The sequence below is a fragment of the Faecalicatena contorta genome (assembly GCF_022835095.1).
Taxonomy (GTDB): domain Bacteria; phylum Bacillota; class Clostridia; order Lachnospirales; family Lachnospiraceae; genus Faecalicatena; species Faecalicatena contorta.
This window is the reverse complement of the sequence record NZ_BQNQ01000001.1, coordinates 1,607,304-1,625,796: the sequence shown is the minus strand read 5'-3', so window position 1 is coordinate 1,625,796 and position 18,493 is coordinate 1,607,304. Positions and strand designations below refer to the sequence as shown.

Here is an 18,493-nt window from a genome sequence, read left to right as displayed (position 1 = left end):
TCCCTTCACTAACAACAGTGGACTATGCTCCGGTCTATATCAGTCCTTCTTCTTTAAACCGCCTGAAAAGTATATGCGGTGTCAGCGGAATCTCATCTATAGCCACACCCGTCGCCTGCAGCACGGCATTTCGGATTGCCGGAGCAACGGAACAGACCGGCGGCTCTCCAAGCGCTTTCGTACCATATGCACTGGTGGGCTCGTAATTTTCTACAAAATGGCCTTCCAGGTGCGGATGATCCATAAAGGTAGATAACTTGTAGTCCAGGAGGTTATTATTCAGCGGTTTTCCTGTTTTTTCGTCAAAAATCAGCCTTTCCGATAACCCGTAACCGATCCCCATGCTCATGCCCCCGTGCACCTGGGCCTCGGCCAGGGCCGGATTGATCAGCTTCCCGCAGTCATGCACGTTGACGATATTTGTCAGTACCGCCCTGCATGCCGGGATATCTACTTCAACCTCCGCAAATGTACATCCGAAGGAATACGCATTTGTCTTCGCCTGATAGGTACTCTCCGCGGTCAGATGCCCGTTGTTCGTCAGGCTGTACAGCTTTTCTGTGGCCAGCTCCGCCAGGCTCATGAGAATCTCCCCGTCTCCCTTCCGGACAATATTGCCGTCTATAAGGTCAAGGCTTTCTTTTGTATGCCGGGTCAGTTCCTGGGCCGTATCCAGAATATGGCTCTTCAAAAGTGCTGCCGTCTGGTTGATTGAGAATCCGGCCATATAGGTCTGCCTGGATGCATATGCACCGGTTCCGAACGGAGTGATATCCGTATCCTGCACGGTCATGACATGGACTTGTTCGAACGGAATTCCCAGCGTCTCCGCCGCCATCTGACCGAATGCCGTATCTGCCCCCTGGCCAATCTCCGTCTCCCCGACCTGTACCTGTATGGAACCGTCCTGGTTGAGCACCATCCGGCATGAAGAGGTCTCCAGGGAGATGGGCCACACGCCCGTATTATACCAGAATGCCGCCACACCGATGCCTTTTCTGATCTCTCCTGTCTGTCCGTTGTATTCTTGAAGCTTCCTGTCATAGTCTATGTATGCTTTTCCCTTTTCCATACACTGATGGAAGGTATCATAATAGTTCTTATTTTTAGAAAATCCATCCGTAAATCCTTTTGGCATCAGATATTTCCACCGAAATTCATAGGGGGGGATTCCCAGCGCCTTTGCCACATCATCCGTATGGCTCTCCACCGCAAACATTGCCTGCGGGATGCCGTAACCTCTCATAGCCCCGGACACCGGCTTATTCGTAAATACTGTGTAAGCGTCCCCCTCCACATTCGGACAGGGATAAAGCTGCGGAAATGCCCCCAGCCCCTTCGCCGCAATGCTGTGCCCGTGGGAAGCATAGGCCCCCTGGTCTGAGAAACACTCGATCTTCCGGGCCGCAAAACTGCCGTCGGGCCTCACATAGGAAATGATATGGGTGCGTATGGCGTGCCGTACCCGGTTGGATACAAACGTCTCCTCCCTGGATACGTCCAACTTTACAAGACGACCTCCAACGACCGTACTCAGATACGCACAGAGCGGTTCATATAAGATATCCTGCTTATTGCCGAACCCGCCGCCTATGTATGGCTTGATCACTCTCACCTGCCCCCAGGGGATCCCCAGCGCCTGCCCTACGACTCTGCGGCAGATATGCGGGATCTGTGTGGAGGAGACGATCACAATCCTCCCCTGTTCCATATAGGCATAGCAGATAAAATTCTCAATGTGGCAGTGCTGTACCGTAGGTGTATTGTACCAGCCCTCCACCCGGATCAGACCCGGCTCTTTCTTCGCTTCCTCATAATTGCCGTTTTTGATCGCCGTGTGCTTCAGAATATTCCCCGGATATTCCTCGTGGATCAGCGGGGCATCCGCCTCCATCGCCTTCTGGACATCCAGCACAAACGGCAGTTCCTCGTATTCTACCTTGATCGCACGCACGGCCTTCGCCGCGGCCACTTCGTTCTCAGCCACCACAGCCGCCACATCATCCCCGTAAAACCGCACATGGTCCGTCAGGATCAGACGATCCTGTACGTCCTGGTGTGCAGGGTCTGTGGACCACGGATGCCCTGCCGTTGGAAAATAATTCTTTGGAACGTCAAAACATGTCACAATCTTCACGACACCCGGAATCTGCTCCGCCTCTTTTGTGTCAACGGATTTCACAATACCGTGGGCAACTGCTGAATGCAGAATCTTAGCCACATAAGCGCCCTTATCGCACAGGTCATCCGTGTACTTGGCGCGTCCCGTCACCTTCTCAAAGGCATCCACCCGCTTAACACTTTTCCCTACAATGTGTTCCCTATCCTCCATATTTCCACCTCCGCATCAGATCATTCGCTTGACAGACTGTTACCTGCGTTAAAACAGCCTGCTGCCTTCTACATATTTTGCATAGATCTCTCTGTCATCCGAGAAATAAATCATCCGCTCCAGACGTTTTTTCACGTCCAGCGGCTGGGGATGTTCAAGCCTTATATCATCCAGCACAACCGCGTCCATCTCATAGCCTTCTTCGAAGCTTCCAACCCTGCCGAAGAACTCTCCTCCGCCTTTTGTGGCCATATAAAATGCCTCCTCCACAGTCAGCGGCTTTAAGGAACCGTCCAGCAGCCGCCAGCGGAGCTTGGATGCCTGGATGGCGTGGGCCATAGCCGTAAAAATGCTCTCCGTAGAGCCTCCGGCCACATCGCTTCCCATCCCCACATGAAGTCCCTCAGCCAGGAACCTTCTCACGGGAGCCACACCGGAGGCAATGTTCATATTGGATTCCGGACAGTGCGCGATATATACACCGTTCTCCTTCATCCTGGCTATTTCTTTCTCATCCGAATATACGCAGTGTGCCATGATCGTCGGGCAGTCCGAACCAAAGAGGCCAAACTTATCATAAGCATCCCCATAGAACTCCGACCATGGGCAGAGCTCCTTCACCCAGGAAATCTCCCCCGGATTCTCCGATAAATGTGACTGCAGGGGAAGTTCATAGCGCATCTGGATCATTTTCAGCCGCTCCATCAGGTCATCCGTACAGCTCGGCGTAAAACGGGGAGTCAGGATTGGCCTTGTATGCTTATATTTCTTATGCAGCACATCCTTGATCCATTCCACAGTCTCCGAAGCAGAGGCCTCCGCCGACTCTTCCCGCAGGTAATCCGGACAATTCCTGTCCATATTCACCTTGCCGACCATCGTATTTAACCCAGCTTCCTCCAGCATATCCATCAAAAGAAGGGTTGCCTCTCTGTGCACGGTGGCAAAGATACATGCTCTGGTGGTAGCGCTTCTGCGCATACGATCCACGAAAATTCGGTATGCCTTCTTCGCGTACTCCGTCTCCTGAAACTTCGCCTCCTCCGGAAATGTATTTGTCTCCAGCCACTCCAGAAGCTCCATGTCCATCCCCAGTCCCCGGTACGAATACTGCGGTGCATGCACATGCAGATCCACCAGCCCCGGTATAATCAGCCGGTCCTCATAATCGGTAATAGGGATTCCTCCATACACAAAGGGCAGAGTCTGGTACACCCCCTTCACCCGTCCGTTTTCACAGACCAGATAGCCGTGTTCGCATATCTCCAGTTCCTCTGCACTCCTGCTGTATACAATATTTCCTTTTAATATAAAAATAGGTTCATTCATCTGCTGACGCCTCCTTCCCGCATCCCTGCCGCACAAGTAACTACAGAGATACCTCCGCAGATACTTATAGTCAACTATTCCGGTAGTTGGTAGAAACGTCCATCCGATTATGAACCTATATAAGTATTCTTTAATTTTATTATTCTATATATATAATCCTAACACCTCTCAAATTTACTGTCAATACAAATCTTTTAGTTGACAAGCTTTAGACTTGGCGACGGATGGGGGGGCGCGAAATAAAGGGATCGCCACAGGCCTGCGGCGATCCCTTCATTTCGCTAGGTTCATCCAATCGGGAGTAAAGCGAGTCTACTGGGGGGAGGCTCCGTAACGGGGGCAGCGTATTGATTCGTTTGGTGGTATAAAATAGCTCCAGTAAATAAAGAGGATAGCATCTTCTATAGATAGTAGAATTTACATGATAATCTTGCACTGTAATGGTATATACACACACTCTCTCCAGCAGCAGCGATTAAAACGGTACTATAATCACCAATAACGTACTGGGACTTACACGTTCCACCAAAAGAATTAATACGCTGCCCCCGTTTTAGAGCCCCTCCCTGTGGGCAAGTTTTTCCCAGCGACCGGATGTACCAGCTGAAAAACCGGGAAGCCTGCCCCATGCCGGGAGCATCTATGCCATTTTAAAAGTCCTAGAGTTTACGTTAGAGGCCCTTAAGGAAAAAACACAGAAAATGGTGGGCAGAATTTGACGTCTCATGTCAAATTCTGAAGCGGCCTAAGGCCCGAAATTATCAAATTTCGGGCTGCATGCCGCTGGACCGCCATTTTCTGTGTTTTTTCCTTTAGGGCCTCTTGCGTAAACGGAGCGGATTTTTAAAATGGCATAGATGCTCCCGGCATGGGGCAGGCTTCCCGGTTTTTCAGCGTCCGCGTCCCCATCCATCGCAAGACTAAAGCTTACGAACTGATCTCTATTTCCCAAACCCGCAGTTCGGAAATGTACACTGCGGGCATGACAGGCACAGCCCGCCCTGCCCCAGCACCGTAAAGTCTTCTTCCGCCAGCCTTTCTCCTGCCACGATCCGCGGCAGAACCAAATCAAAGATTGTTCGTTTCGCATACATAACGCAGCCCGGCAGCCCCATCACGGGCACTTCCCCGGCATAGGCAAGCATGAACATCGCTCCCGGCAGAACCGGCGCCCCATATGTGATGACTTCATCCGCTGCATTGCGGATAGAAAGCGGGGTCCTGTCGTCCGGATCCACGCTCATGCCGCCGGTGCAGACCACCATGTCCGCCTCCTGCACGAGCCACTCCCTGACGGCTTCGGCCACCATCTCCGAATCATCATTACATACGGTGTTTCCAAGAACCTCAACCCCGTACTCCTCAAGCTTTTCAATCACCACAGGAGTAAACTTATCCTGGATTCTCCCGTAGTACACTTCACTTCCCGTAGTCACGATTCCCGCTTTCATCTTCCGGAAAGGCAGGATCTGGAAAATGGGTTCATCTCCGCACGCCCGCCTCACCTGCTCCATCTTCTCTTCCTCAATCACCAGAGGCACAACGCGCATGCCGGCTATCTTATCCCCTTTTCTGACCGGAAAATTTCCGTGCCGGGAAGCCACCACGATCTGCCCCATTCCGTTGATCCGGTTCAATTTATCACGATCCACTTTCAGAAGACCGTCACAGGCAGCTGTCAGCTCAATTTTTCCTTCCTTTACCTCCGAGGGTTCCATATAGCAGCCCTGGCATACCTGGCGCAGGATCTCGGCGGCATCGTTCTCATGAAGCATTCCCTCCTGTTTTTCCCAGACAAACAGATTCTCCTTGCCCACGGACAGCAGCACCGGAATATCCTCCTTGGTCACGATATGCCCTTTCCGAAATACCGCATCTTTTGTAACTCCAGGGATAATCTGTGTGATATCATGGCACAGCACACATCCCTCTGCCTCTTCTGTTCTGATCAGCTTCATCCTGCAATTCCTCCTTATGCCTAACCGTACTTTTTATTTCTAAAGTGAATCCATCAGCGAAATATTTTCCAGATCCTTCAGCCACACAGCCACGCACGCGTCGCTTGGCATCCGCCAGTCTCCCCGCGGGGAAAGAGCCACGGTTCCCACCTTCGGTCCGTCCGGCAGACAGGACCGCTTGAACTGTTGGGAGAAAAATCTTTTGCAGAATGTCTCCAGCCACTTCAATATCGTAACATTGTCGTAGCTATCCTCAAAAGTTTCCACAGCCAGGCGGAAGATCTTGCTCGGCTCATAGCCAAAACGCACAAAATAATACAGGAAGAAATCATGAAGTTCATAGGGCCCTACCAGATCCTCCGTCTTCTGCGCGATATCCCCGTCCTTCGGCGGAAGAAGTTCCGGGCTCACAGGCGTATCGAGAACATCATATAACACTTCCCTTAGCTGACCGTCCCTGGTCACGTCTGCTGCGTATTTCACAAGATGGCGCACCAGCGTCTTCGGCACGGACGCATTAACTCCATACATGGACATATGGTCTCCGTTATAAGTCGCCCATCCCAGCGCCAGTTCCGACATATCGCCGGTTCCAATGACCATACCGCCCATCTCATTTGCAAGATCCATCAACACCTGGGTCCGCTCCCTGGCCTGCGCATTTTCATATGTTACGCTGTGATCCTCCGGATCGTGCCCGATATCCCGGAAATGAACGCTAACCGCATCGGCAATCCGTACCTCCTGAAGCCTGGCCCCCAGCTGAACCGCCATCTTACAGGCATTCTGATAGGTTCTGTCCGTGGTTCCATAGCACGGCATTGTCACGGCGATGATCTCCTTTTTGTCTCTTCCCAGCATTTCAAATGCCCGTGCAGTTACAAGCAGCGCAAGCGTAGAATCCAGCCCGCCGGAAATTCCCACGACAGCACATTTCGCATGGGTATGTGCCAGCCGCTTCTTCAGACCCATGGACTGAATCGTCAGAATCTCGTCGCACCTTCTTGCCCGCTCCTTCTCATTAGAAGGAACAAAGGGCTGCTTCGGGAAACGCCTGGTGAGAGCCGTTTTCTCTATCTCCATATAGAACGGCACCCGGATAAGGCTGCGCTCACTGTTTGTCTTAAATGTAGTATTCTTTCTCCGTTCTCCTGTCAGCCGGTGAATATCCAGCTCAGAATAAATAATATCATTGCAGTAACGCTTCGCCTCTTTTAAAACAGCCCCGTTCTCAGCAATCAGATTGTGTCCCCCGAATACAAGGTCTGTGGTGGATTCTCCCTCCCCTGCATTGGCATAGATATAGCCCGCGATCAGCCTGGCTGACTGTCCCTGGATCAGTTCTCTGCGGTAGCGTCCCTTTCCGATTGTCTCATCGCTGGCGGAACAGTTCACGATCACCACAGCTCCCTCCATAGCCGCCCGAATGCTCGGCGGAATCGGGGACCATACATCCTCGCAGATCTCAGCAGATACGATCAGTTCCTCCATAGTTGTTGCCTGAAATAGAATCTGAGGGCCAAAGGGAACGAGGCTCCCGTCAAACAGGATTTCTCTGGCAGTATCCGGACCGGGAGTAAACTGGCGCATCTCATAGAATTCACCGTAATTCGGCAGGAACATCTTAGTCGTCAGCCCCAGCACTTCGCCTCGGTTCAGCGCTGCTGCTACATTGTAAAGCTTTCCGTCCACACAAAGAGGAAGACCCACAAAGACCAGAATATCTTTATCTGCCGTAAATGCTGCGATTTTCAAAAGTGCAGCTTTCGCGTCCCGCAGCAGCACTTCCTGGGTAAATAAATCCCCGCATGTATATCCGGTGATGCACAGCTCCGGAAATACCAGGATCTTAGCCCGTTCCTGCACCGCTTCCTCGATTGCCTCACAGATTTTCTTCATATTATATGGCACATCTGCAACCCTGATATCCGGTGTTGCTGCTGCAACCTTCACAAATCCTTGTTTCATTGACTTCCTCCTTTTTTAATTCAGAGTGCTCATTCACCGCGTCTCTATCTGCTCTTCTTAAGCAGCTCCTTCAATTCATCCACCGTATAATTATAAGCGGTATTGCAGAAATGGCATTTTACCTCGATATCCTTACCGTCATCAATCATGGACTGAATATCCTTTTTCCCGATGCTGATAATCGCTTTCTCAATCCGCTCTTTGGAACAATTGCAGGAAAAATGTGCCGGAAGTGTATCTACAATCTCCAGCTCCAGTCCCTCCAGAACCTGTGCCAGCATGTCCTCAGGCGTATGCCCGTTATCCAGCATTGCTGTAACGGACTGGATATTCTGAATATTCTTTTCCAGACGTTCCAGAACCTCATCCTCAATAAACGGCATTACCTGCACGATAAATCCTCCCGCACATTTGACGGTATTGTCCTTTTCCATCAGGACTCCCAGCCCCACGGATGAGGGCACTTGTTCAGAAGTTGCAAAATAATAGGTCAGATCCTCCGCAATTTCCCCTGTCTGAAGTACAGTCTGCCCGGAATATGGCTCTTTCAGCCCCATATCTTTGATTACATTTAAAAAACCTGCCCCCAGAGCTCCTCCGACGTCCAGTTTCCCGTTTTTTGGGGGCAGAAGCACATCCGGATTATTTACATATCCTTTTACTTTCCCCTGACTGTCTGCTGTCACGGTAAGTCCGCCTATGGGTCCCCCGCACTTCACCTGCAGCGTCAGGATATCGGTGGGGTTCTTCATCATGCTCCCCATCATCACGCCTCCCGTCAGAAGCCGTCCCAGCGCCGCACTCGCCACCGGACTTGTATTGTGGCGCTGTCTTGCCTGCTCCACCAATTCTGTTGTTGATGCGGCAAAAGCACGGATCTGCGCGTTCGCAGCTGTTGCTCTTACAATATAATCTTCCATTTCTATTCTCCTGTTCTTTGTCCTTTTCCTGCAATCACATAAATTCTCTCGCTCTCAGCGTTCGGAGCCTCCTTGGTAAATGCGTCATACACTGCTAAAAACTGAAGCCCGGACGTCTTCACAAGCTCCAGCATCTCCTCCAGGGTATAGCCCCGCTGGAAATGCGTCTCCTGGTATCTCCGGTAGATCTCAGCACCACCCGTTGAGGATTCCTGATCCTTTATAAACAGGCTCAGCTCATATTCGTTGACCTGCTCCGCTTCATAATAATAATTATCCCAGATAAAGCTGCACTCTTCCCGGTTCTCTGCAATGGTGGTATCACCCAGTACCACCCGGTATTTATATTCTGTGTTAAAATCAAAAATAAAAACCCCGTCCGTGTCCAGATAATTATTCACCCAAAAGAACACGCGGCGCAGCTCGTCCGGCTCCGTAATATAATTCACTGAATCACAGATACTGATAATCGCGCGAACCGTCCCATAGAGTTCAAATTCCCGCATATCCTGCTGCAGATACAGGATATCGTGCCCGGACTCCACCTTCTTCTCCAAAGCAATCTCCAGCATATCCGCAGAGTTGTCCACTCCGATCATATCATATCCCAGATCCGCCAGCAGCTCCGTCATCGTACCCGTCCCGCAGCCCAGATCCAGCACCAGGCCGTCATTGATCCCATATTCTTTTAAAAGTCCGTGCAGATATTCCCCCCATTCCTCATAGGGCACATCGTCCATAAATGTATCGTACACGGACGCAAAACTCGTATAAGCCTCCACCTGTAAGCCTCCCGATATTTTAGAAAAATCCTCTTGTCATAACTTAAATAGTATATCATAAACATTCGGCACAAGACAACTGTTTCCCCTGTCTTCAGTGTGGAGTATTCGTTACTGTTCAGACCGTGCCGTGCACCTCGCTGCACGGCATCGGGGCAAATAAAACAGATCCGTTCCTCTGCGCCAAATCCCCTACGCATTTTTATTCAACTCACGGATCGACAAAGCCGTCCTGTCCCAATGTTCCTTTGCAAGTACAGAAGCAAGATAACTGTCTTTCATTTCCAGCACCTTGATCATCCTCTCATGCTCCTCCACAGATGCTTCCAGTGGTGTGTCCCGAAAGAAACTGTATTCCAATCTCTGAATATGTATCCACAGCACATCGCAAAAATCCGTAATGTATTCATTCCCGGCTGCCTCCAATATACAGCTATGGAACGCTTTATCCGCTTTTAATATCGGCATGGGCTTTTCCTGTTCTTTAATGCACTCTTTGAACACCTCACTCAGCTTTTTGAGATGGTTTATATGGGCCGGCGTAATCTTCTCTACAGCAAGTGTGATAGCCAGCTGTTGCAGCATGGCCATCGGCAGATACCATTTCTCAATATCGTCTTTCTCTAATTCTGTTACAATTGTCGCTTTCCCCGGATAAGATTTCACCAATTTCTGCGCTTCCAAAAGCTGCAGCGCCTCACGTACCGGAGTTCTGCTGACTTTAAAATAATCTGCAATCTCAATATCCGAAACCTTTTCCCCAGGTTTAAACTGCCCTTCAATAATCCAGTCTTTTACGGTCTCGTATACCCTCTGTTTCGCTGATGTCCTTTCAAACGCTAACTCTTTGTTTGGCAATGGCATACACAGCACCTCTCTTTCTTTTTCAATCATACCAGAAATCAATTCCACATTCCAGATTTTTATATTATTTCCTCACAACGCAGGAATAACGCTGTTACAGTTCACACGCTTCAGGCGTAAACAGCAGCAAGACGTTTTCACTTCATTCGTTGACACCCCTTTCAACAAATGATAGAATCTACATATATTACACATAGGCAGGGGATATGGTATGTCAAATTTTTTACAAGCCTTAAATAATAACTATCATGATTTTACACGCTCTCAAAAAGTGATCGCAGATTATTTATCCAATAACCTAAGCTCCATTGCATTCTGTACGTTAGAAGAACTTGCAGACCGCATTGGCGTCAGCACTACGACCATCATACGTTTTTCAAGAGCGCTTGGATACACTGGTTACTCAGAAATGCAAAAGGATATTCAAAACGGATTCCAGACAAAAGTCAGCCTTCCTGAACGATTATCACTGCATAAGGACTATCCGTCGAACACGTTATTGGCTGACTCTTTCCAAAACGATATCCAGAACATTCAGTCTACACTGGAGGCACAGAACGTAGAAGATCTGCAAAAGGCGATCGATCTGATCTCTACCGCACCTACTGTGTATGTTTTGGGAATGAGAAGTTCCTTCTCCATATCCTACTACACAGCTTCCCGTTTAAGCGAGATTCGGGAAAATATTCATCTGATCCAATCAGTAGGAATGTTATATCCGGAAGAAATCGTAAGTGCAAAGCCAGGAGATGTCTGCGTTGCTTATCTATTTCCCCGATACTCAAAGCTAAGCACCACCGTTCTTTCATGGCTGAAAAACGAGGGGGTCACAATCATACTTTTTACCAGTCAAAACTATAGCGCTGTCAAGGGATATGGCGATGTCATCCTGCCTTGTTCCATTTCCAGCCTTTCCTACAAAAATTCTTACGCGGCGCCTATGAGCCTTTCCAATTATCTCATTGCGGCTATCGCTCAGAAGAACTATGCGGAGTCTCAAAGAGTTCTTGAACGGACAGAAGCTATTCTAAACCAAGGCTTTTATCTGGGGCTATAAAAACGCTGCAGTGCCTGGAATATTTTTATTCCAAGCACTGCAGCGTTTAAAATAGAATGAATCCCTATTCCAAAACCGGCAATCCGGTCTGAGGTCTCGGATAAAACAGAATCTCGCCTTCCTCTTTCTCTGTAAGCTTGACCGCTTCGTCAACCGCATCTTGGAGCGTCTTACAAGGAGTCATGAACATCTCCCTGATTTCTTTATCTGAAACATTTTTACAACAAACAAAAATATCAACATTTTTCTTCAAAACCTTTGAAAGCAGCAAGACATGATCCATTTGAATTTTATAATTTTCTTTCGTATAAGAAATTACTTGTTCAAGGCGTTCGCCACTTCTAAAAGCTCTCAACATATCCTCCGAATTCACTCCTTCCGGACAGCCGCAGTATAATACCACTTTCGTTTTTTTATCAAGAACTTCCGTAAGAGCGATCAGTGCCTTTACTGCTTGATAAAAATCAATATCCAACGGCTGCCCCGGTGTCGTTACCAAAATATCCGGAGCCTTCATTTTGACACCAAGATATTCTTTGATATATTCTATTGCCGCCAAATGGCACCTCGTCATATCCCCTGCAAAAACCGCGGAAAGTTCCAGCCGATTGTTGATGATACAGTTAACTCCGAAGTCAATCCTGAATTTTTCCGCACTTTCCACCATATCCTCATGAACCGGATTTCCTTCCAGCACCCCTATGGCCGCATTTTCCGATAGGATCATTTTCGGCCTGTGATTAATCACGATTGTTTCTTCGGCACTGACGCCCGGTAAAACAGATTTTCGCCCACCTGAAAATCCCGCAAATTCATGGGGCTCCACCTTTCCGATCTGAATATGCAGATCACAATTATATGCTTTCCTGTTTACCCAGATAGGTGTACCGTGACTTGTCTCGCCTAAATAGATCAAATTAGAAGCGTCAAAAGGCGTATGATTTTCTATGGATAACCTCCCATAAAGATCTCCAAGAAAACTTCTCATCTCCATTTCCGTTGCTTCCCTATGGACACCAATTGCCACAAAAACGTAAATCCGATCATAAGGAATGCCCGCGCTGACCAGATCTTCTGCCACATATTTCATTATTTGCGCGGTGGGAACCGCTCTCGTCGCATCCGATACTAAAACACATGCAGATTTTGCATTTTTTTCAACAACCAGATTTTTTATCGATTTCCCATAGACAGGACATTTGATCGCCTTCTTCACGTCTTCCTTATCTGGCAGTGCAGGCAGCCTGGGCGTCTCCAATTTGACCGCTTTCCATCCTGGGGGTACTGTGACCTTCATATCAAGTTCCCGATCTGTATAAATCCACTTCTCTTTTTTTTCTAAATGATACATCTTCCACATCCCTCCATACAAAAACTGGCACAGCGTTTCTCTGCTATCCGCATAAAAACCGCTGTACCAGCAACATAAGAATCCGCTTCTGTTTAATCCAGCTTCATATCACTGCCGCCCGTCAAATCTTCTTCTTTTTTTTCAATTACGGCATAATTACCTTTGCCGGTTAGATCTACGATCAGATTACGAAGTTCGAAAATCGTTACAAAGACAAAAGATACTGGAATTGATGCATATGCATATCCATATGGCAGACGAAGTGCAGGTGTGGGACGATGTCCGGCCGCGAGTACATATTGTATACCAACGTAGATGACGATCAGACAGATCACAACTGTAATAATCTGTGTCAGCTTTGTAAGAGCTGCAGACATTTTCTTCGGCATATGCTCTTTAAAAATCACGATCGATACATGCTCTCTGCGAACCGCTAAGATCGCCACACTCATCATCCCGAACCATACAAGCAGGATTTTTAACAGTTCCTCTGACCAGGTCAGAGAACTGTTTAGGACATAACGGAAAATAATATGAGCCATCAATACACCAACCATTGTAAGCAGGACAACACATAAAATCACCTTTATAATTTTATAAAGAACCGTTATTACTTTGTCAAATGCTTCCATCATTTCTAAACCTCTCCCGATTAATAATCGCTAATTTCATTAAGTACCTTCTCAACATCAGCAAGATATGCATCTACCTTATCCTGGCCGATATCCTTTGCAACTGATTTCATTGCCGCTGGCTGTGCAACAGCTTTCATCTCTTCGCGTGCCGCATCATCCAGCTCATTTACTTTCATCCCGAGGTTGGTCACTTCATCTAAGATTAATTCTTCTCTCTCTGCGTTACAGAACCGGCTGTATTCCATACCAAGTACGGCCCCTGTTTTCACGATGCCCTGATATTTTCCAGGCAGGCTTTCAAAAAACTTAAGATTGCAGACTAACGGCATTGCGTCATAGATATGTTTTGTCAGTGATAAATACTTCTGTACCTCATAAAGTTTCTTATCTGTGACGTTTGCGATCGGGTTCTCCTGAGCATCTACCGTATTTTGAGAGAGTGCCATATAAAGTTCAGAAAAAGCTACCGGAGTCGGGTTTGCGCCTAGCGCTGCAAAGAATTCCATGTGGTTATTATTCTGCATCGTACGAATCTTCAGACTGTTCAGATCAGCGATGCCGGTAATCGGAGCCTTACTGCTCGTCACTTGTCTGAAACCATTCTCCATAAATGCAAGGCCGATCATGTCACATTCTTTTAAAGAATTCAGCATATCTGTACCAATATGGCTGTCTAATACCATCCACGCCTCCTCATATGTATTATAAACAAACGGAAGGTCCATGACTTCAAATTCCGGATCATAGGTCACCACAGGAGCAAAAGATGCAACTGCCATTTCCAACGAGCCCTGAGCCACCTGCTCCAGAGTTTCTTCCTCTCCTCCCAGCTGGCCGCTTGCATAAATATTTACCTCAACATTACCATCTGTCTCTTTTTCAATATATTCCTTCATTACCTCAAGTCCAAGAGTCGCAGGATAGGTTTCTGAGTTCTCACATGCGATACGGATCACGTAATTTCCGGAAACATCCTCCTCTGCAGCCCCTCCGCCCGATGAGCCGCCGGAGCTGTTCGTGGTCTTCATCTGGCACCCCGCTGCTGAAACACTAAAACAGAGGACAAGAGCTGTTGCTAAAAATCGTTTCATATTTTTCTTCATAATCTTTCTCTCCTTAATATTCTATTCTTATCCTGTATATCCCATCAGACTCGGCAGCCAAAGTGCCACCTGAGGCACAAACGTGATTAACAGCAATACTCCGATCGTCACTGCCAAAAATGGCAGGGACTCTCTGACCGTTTCTTCCAATTTTACCCCTGCTACAGGGCTTGTAACGAATAAAGTGATTCCAAATGGCGGAGTCGCTAGTCCCACGACCAGATTGACACAAAATACTACTCCGATATGCAGCGGATTGATTCCAAGGGCCCATGCAATCGGTCCAATAATAGGTGCAAGTATGACCGTAGATGCATAATCATCCATGAACATCCCGCAGATCAGCATCACTATATTCACTATCAGCAAGAACACCCACGGCGGAAGGGCTGACATTGGGCCGATCAGCATATCCATCACCCGTTCATTGGCAATTCCCCATGCCATTGCAGTTCCAGCTCCTGCCAAGATCAATACCAGGCCGGATGTTGAAGCCGCTTCGATAATCATATCCGGTATATCTTTTAACTTCACGCTCTTGTTCACAAAGAATGCAAGAATAGCACTATAGACAACTGCTACGCCAGATGCCTCAGTGATAGAAAAAATACCGCTAAATATACCGCCCAGAATAATCACTGGCAGAACCAATGCCGGAATTGCTGACTTTGTGGCATGCATTTTCTCCGACAAGGTCGTCTTACCATAAGACGCATAATTCCTTTTCTTAGCAACACGATGCGCCACCATACATTGCAGCAGAGCAATCAGTATAGCTGGTGTTACGGCGGCCATAAAAATACCAGTAATGGAGGTCTTTCCCACTGCCGTACAATATAGGATCATCAAAACACTTGGGGGCATGATTGGTCCGAGCAAAGAAGCCGAAGACATGACAGCTGCTGAAAACGGTGCTGAATACCCTTCTTTTTTCATCATCGGAATCAAAAATGCTCCTAAAGATGCTGCCGATGCCACTGCAAGCCCCACGATTGATCCCATCAGCAGAGATGCCCCGATCGTAACGATCGCAATCGCCCCTTTAAACCGTCCGAACCATGCATTTACAAACTTAATCAGCCGCTCCAGCAATCCGCCCCTCAGCATGAGCTGTCCTGTCAATACAAAAAACGGAACCGCCAAAAACGAAAAGCTGTTCATTCCTCCATACATTTTGATCGCCATCTGGATTGGATCAAATCCCGCGACCATTGTATAAACCAGTGTTGTGACGATCAGATTATATGCGATGGGCAGGCCAATTACCATTAGCAGTAAAAAGCATATGATCATAATAAGTAAAGATAAAGACACTTTTCATTACTCCCTTCGCACATTATTTTTGATACGGATCATCCCATAAGGTTAATTTCGTTCCAATGCCTTCCTTCAATGCAGTCTGATATAGATCATACCCCAGACCTACATCAAATGTAGCCATGCCACAAGCAACAAATGTAATTCTTTCTTTCTCATCCGTTCTGCCTGGCTTGCTTCCCATGATCACTTCTCCGATACTGGCAGACTCCTCAAGCGGCGGCATCTTGCCGTCGTCAATCAAAGTATAAATAGGACCTCCTATCACCCCTTTATAATAACCTGCTTTATCCCCGGATTCGATTGCTTCCTGCACGTAAGCCTCGTGAAGTCTTACATTATCATAGATCAGTTTTGTATTGATCCAATAAGAATCATCTGTCTGCATTGGACCTGTGATCAGCAATGTAACACCATCTTTCATCCACTCGTCTTTCACATACAATGGTTTTAGCCTTGAGGCAGCGACTGTGATCACATCTGCATCTTTCAATGCTGCTTCCAAATCCAGTTCCACAACACCGTCAACTCCCAACTCTTCCTTCTCCCACTCCAGGAACTTCTGCGCCGCAGCTTCAAAAATGTCAAAACACACAACTTTCTTAACATTAGGAAGCTGTGTTAAGATCGAACGTAAGCATGAGCGGTTGATCTGGCCACATCCGAGTACCGTTATCACTTCTGAATCTTTCCTCGCCAGATGCCTTGCAGCCACACCAGGAACAGCTCCCGTTCTGGCGGCACTTAAGAGATTGGCTGACATAAAAGAAAGCGGCTCGCCTGTATCCTTATCATTAAGGGTTACAGTCAAAACAGATCTCGGCAGCCCCTTCTTTGGATTCTCGGCATTCGATCCATACCATTTATTTCCACATACATCAAAACGTCCGCCCAGATAAGCAGGCATCGCTACAAATCTTCTGTCCGGCCCCGCAACCGGCATATTCGGGAATGGAGTTTCTTTCGGAAATACAATACCCAATCCGTGACTATTATGATTACTGCCTCCCATTAAATAGTCCCCTTGACTTAATAAAGTAAAGACCTCCTCTGCATTGTCGATACATTTTTCCGCATCAAGAACCCCTGCCGCGATAGTGTCGCTCTCTGATAAATATAGAAATTCTGTTTTGTGTGCCATGTTTTTTCTCCTTCCATTCTAAAACAATTTGTCTTTCATTTCGTTCCCTTAAAATGTTTTATTTAATACATTCATTTTATATTGATATATTGCATATGTCAATCTAATTATCTTGTTTTTTGTTCACTTTTCTATTTTTACCAAATTCTTTGCTCATTTTTTATGCATTAACACCAATATGATTTTATTTTCCAGAATTAACATTGACATATTCGATATATCGAAATATACTTTAAGTACAATTTAATACATTCTTTCATTTTTATCTTATTTTTTGTTTTATTTAATATTTTAACCAGCTAGTTGTTAGATTTAAAGGAGATTCTATCTATGAAAAAAATCAAGAATTACGACAAACTGATTGACCATGGGGATGTGGAGTCGAGGAAGGTGGTCCTCGAAATCACAGATAAGACATTACAGCGTCTTGATGCGTATCACCGCATAAAAAGCATTATGAAGCTTGATGGCGATATATTGCATATCGGAACCAAGTCATGGGACTTATCTAAAAAGAAACATATTTATCTGCTCGGGGCAGGGAAAGCCTGCAATCATATGGCAATGGCTGTAGATGAAGTTCTTGGTGACAAATTGACCAAAGGGATCGCTATTGTAAAAGTTGCGGAAAAAACAGACCATTTTCAAAACACAGATGTATATGTAGGCGGCCATCCATTGCCAAATCAAGCCGGATACAAAGCCTGCCTAAAAATCCTAGATCTGGTAGATCATGCCGGACCGGATGACTTATTTATCGTTGTAATCAGCGGCGGCAGTTCTGCCCTTATGAGCTGTCCTATCGAGGGAATCACTTTGGAAGACGAGATCAAAACTACGGATGTCATGCTGAAATCCGGTGCGGGAATCTATGAGATCAATGCCATCCGGCGTCATATTTCTGCCATGAACGGCGGGATGCTCGCAAAACGGATCCAGTCTGTCGGGGCTGACCTGATCGGCTTTGGTATCAGCGATGCTGTGGGTAATCCAGCAACCGGTGATATCGGCGTGCCCTACGAAAAGTATGCAAGTACTCCAATGGGACCTGACAAGACCACTTTAGAAGATGCCAGGAGAGTCATACGGGACTACGACGTTGCCGAACGTCTTCCTAAAAATGTCGTAGATTATCTCATGAACGTCGGACCAGAAGGAGAAACACCAAAAGCTTTTCCGGACAATACCTATTTTCTGCTGAACACACTGCCAGATTCCTGCATTTATGCAAAGGAGATCGCAGAAGAGATGGGTATACCAGCTATCATACTTTCTTCCTTTTTAGAAGGAGAAAGTAAAGACGCCGGTTCCTTCTTCGCCTCCATCGCCAGAGAAGCACAGGCATATGGTAATCCGATCAAACCGCCTTGTGTCATTTTAAGTTCCGGCGAAACTACAACACAAATTCTGGACAACAGTACAATCACTGGACATGGTGGTCCGGGACAGGAACTGACTTTAAGTTTTTCTATTCTTGCAGCAAAAACAAAAGGTGCCTGCATGCTGTCCATCGATTCCGAAGGAACAGACGGAACTACTCCTGTAGCCGGAGGTATTTGTGACTCCAGCAGCTATCAGCAGGCGCTTGATAAAGATATCGATGTATATGCCGCCCTTCGGGGCCATGCCTGCTATGAGGCATTAGAAGCAATAGGGGATACTGTATTTACCGGAAATACAGGAACAAATCTCTGTGACTTTAACGTACTATATATTCCGAAAGTTGAGGGTTAAGG

Annotated in this window: 14 protein-coding genes and 1 riboswitch; of the genes, 2 read left to right on the top strand and 12 right to left on the bottom strand. The window is 47.2% G+C overall.

The features are described from left to right. Positions 1–34: 34 nt before the first annotated feature. The 7 genes from xdhA to MWG26_RS07130 form a co-directional block, all read right to left on the bottom strand. Positions 35–2,332 (bottom strand): xanthine dehydrogenase subunit XdhA, encoded by a 2,298-nt coding sequence (gene xdhA, locus MWG26_RS07160; protein WP_025655337.1) that lies wholly within the window; start codon positions 2,330–2,332, stop codon positions 35–37. Positions 2,333–2,380: 48 nt separating this feature from the next. Continuing rightward, complete coding sequence (locus tag MWG26_RS07155) at positions 2,381–3,661, bottom strand: amidohydrolase family protein (protein ID WP_025655336.1); 1,281 nt, start codon at positions 3,659–3,661, stop codon at positions 2,381–2,383. 47 nt (positions 3,662–3,708) lie between these two features. After that, positions 3,709–3,804: riboswitch (purine riboswitch) on the bottom strand. Between the two features lie 798 nt (positions 3,805–4,602). Continuing rightward, positions 4,603–5,619, bottom strand: coding sequence for a molybdopterin-binding protein (locus tag MWG26_RS07150; RefSeq protein ID WP_025655335.1), 1,017 nt, complete (start codon positions 5,617–5,619; stop codon positions 4,603–4,605). 39 nt (positions 5,620–5,658) lie between these two features. After that, positions 5,659–7,587, bottom strand: a complete 1,929-nt coding sequence (locus tag MWG26_RS07145; RefSeq protein ID WP_025655334.1) for an NAD(+) synthase — start codon at positions 7,585–7,587, stop codon at positions 5,659–5,661. A gap of 44 nt (positions 7,588–7,631) precedes the next feature. After that, entirely contained in the window at positions 7,632–8,507 is an 876-nt protein-coding gene (gene hslO / locus MWG26_RS07140; protein ID WP_025655333.1) for an Hsp33 family molecular chaperone HslO, read from the bottom strand. 2 nt (positions 8,508–8,509) lie between these two features. Next, entirely contained in the window at positions 8,510–9,289 is a 780-nt protein-coding gene (locus MWG26_RS07135; protein ID WP_025655332.1) for a class I SAM-dependent DNA methyltransferase, read from the bottom strand. A 192-nt stretch (positions 9,290–9,481) separates the two neighbouring features. After that, a complete protein-coding gene (locus MWG26_RS07130) occupies positions 9,482–10,183 on the bottom strand; it encodes a GntR family transcriptional regulator (RefSeq protein ID WP_240285655.1) in 702 nt (233 codons plus the stop codon). 181 nt (positions 10,184–10,364) lie between these two features. Between MWG26_RS07130 and MWG26_RS07125 the strand changes: the two genes are divergently transcribed. Then, positions 10,365–11,210 carry a MurR/RpiR family transcriptional regulator gene (locus MWG26_RS07125; RefSeq protein WP_025655330.1) on the top strand — a complete coding sequence of 282 codons (846 nt, stop codon included), beginning with the start codon at positions 10,365–10,367 and terminating at the stop codon, positions 11,208–11,210. A gap of 64 nt (positions 11,211–11,274) precedes the next feature. Here the strand turns inward: MWG26_RS07125 and MWG26_RS07120 are convergent, their stop codons facing one another. From MWG26_RS07120 to MWG26_RS07100, 5 genes are all read right to left on the bottom strand, one after another. Beyond that, the gene (locus tag MWG26_RS07120) at positions 11,275–12,561 is read right to left on the bottom strand and encodes a nickel-dependent lactate racemase family protein (protein WP_025655329.1); all 1,287 of its coding nucleotides are present in this window, start codon (positions 12,559–12,561) and stop codon (positions 11,275–11,277) included. A gap of 92 nt (positions 12,562–12,653) precedes the next feature. Continuing rightward, positions 12,654–13,196 carry a TRAP transporter small permease gene (locus MWG26_RS07115; RefSeq protein ID WP_025655328.1) on the bottom strand — a complete coding sequence of 181 codons (543 nt, stop codon included), beginning with the start codon at positions 13,194–13,196 and terminating at the stop codon, positions 12,654–12,656. Between the two features lie 17 nt (positions 13,197–13,213). Further along, on the bottom strand, positions 13,214–14,299 hold the full coding sequence (locus MWG26_RS07110; protein ID WP_025655327.1) for a DctP family TRAP transporter solute-binding subunit: 1,086 nt from the start codon (positions 14,297–14,299) through the stop codon (positions 13,214–13,216). A 27-nt stretch (positions 14,300–14,326) separates the two neighbouring features. Beyond that, positions 14,327–15,592, bottom strand: coding sequence for a TRAP transporter large permease (locus tag MWG26_RS07105; RefSeq protein WP_117440739.1), 1,266 nt, complete (start codon positions 15,590–15,592; stop codon positions 14,327–14,329). Between the two features lie 43 nt (positions 15,593–15,635). After that, on the bottom strand, positions 15,636–16,757 hold the full coding sequence (locus MWG26_RS07100) for a tyramine oxidase subunit B (RefSeq protein ID WP_025655325.1): 1,122 nt from the start codon (positions 16,755–16,757) through the stop codon (positions 15,636–15,638). A gap of 330 nt (positions 16,758–17,087) precedes the next feature. On the opposite strand from MWG26_RS07100, the gene MWG26_RS07095 reads away from it, so the two are divergent. After that, positions 17,088–18,491: a glycerate kinase type-2 family protein gene (locus MWG26_RS07095; protein WP_025655324.1), complete on the top strand. Its 1,404-nt coding sequence runs from the start codon at positions 17,088–17,090 to the stop codon at positions 18,489–18,491. Positions 18,492–18,493: the final 2 nt, after the last annotated feature.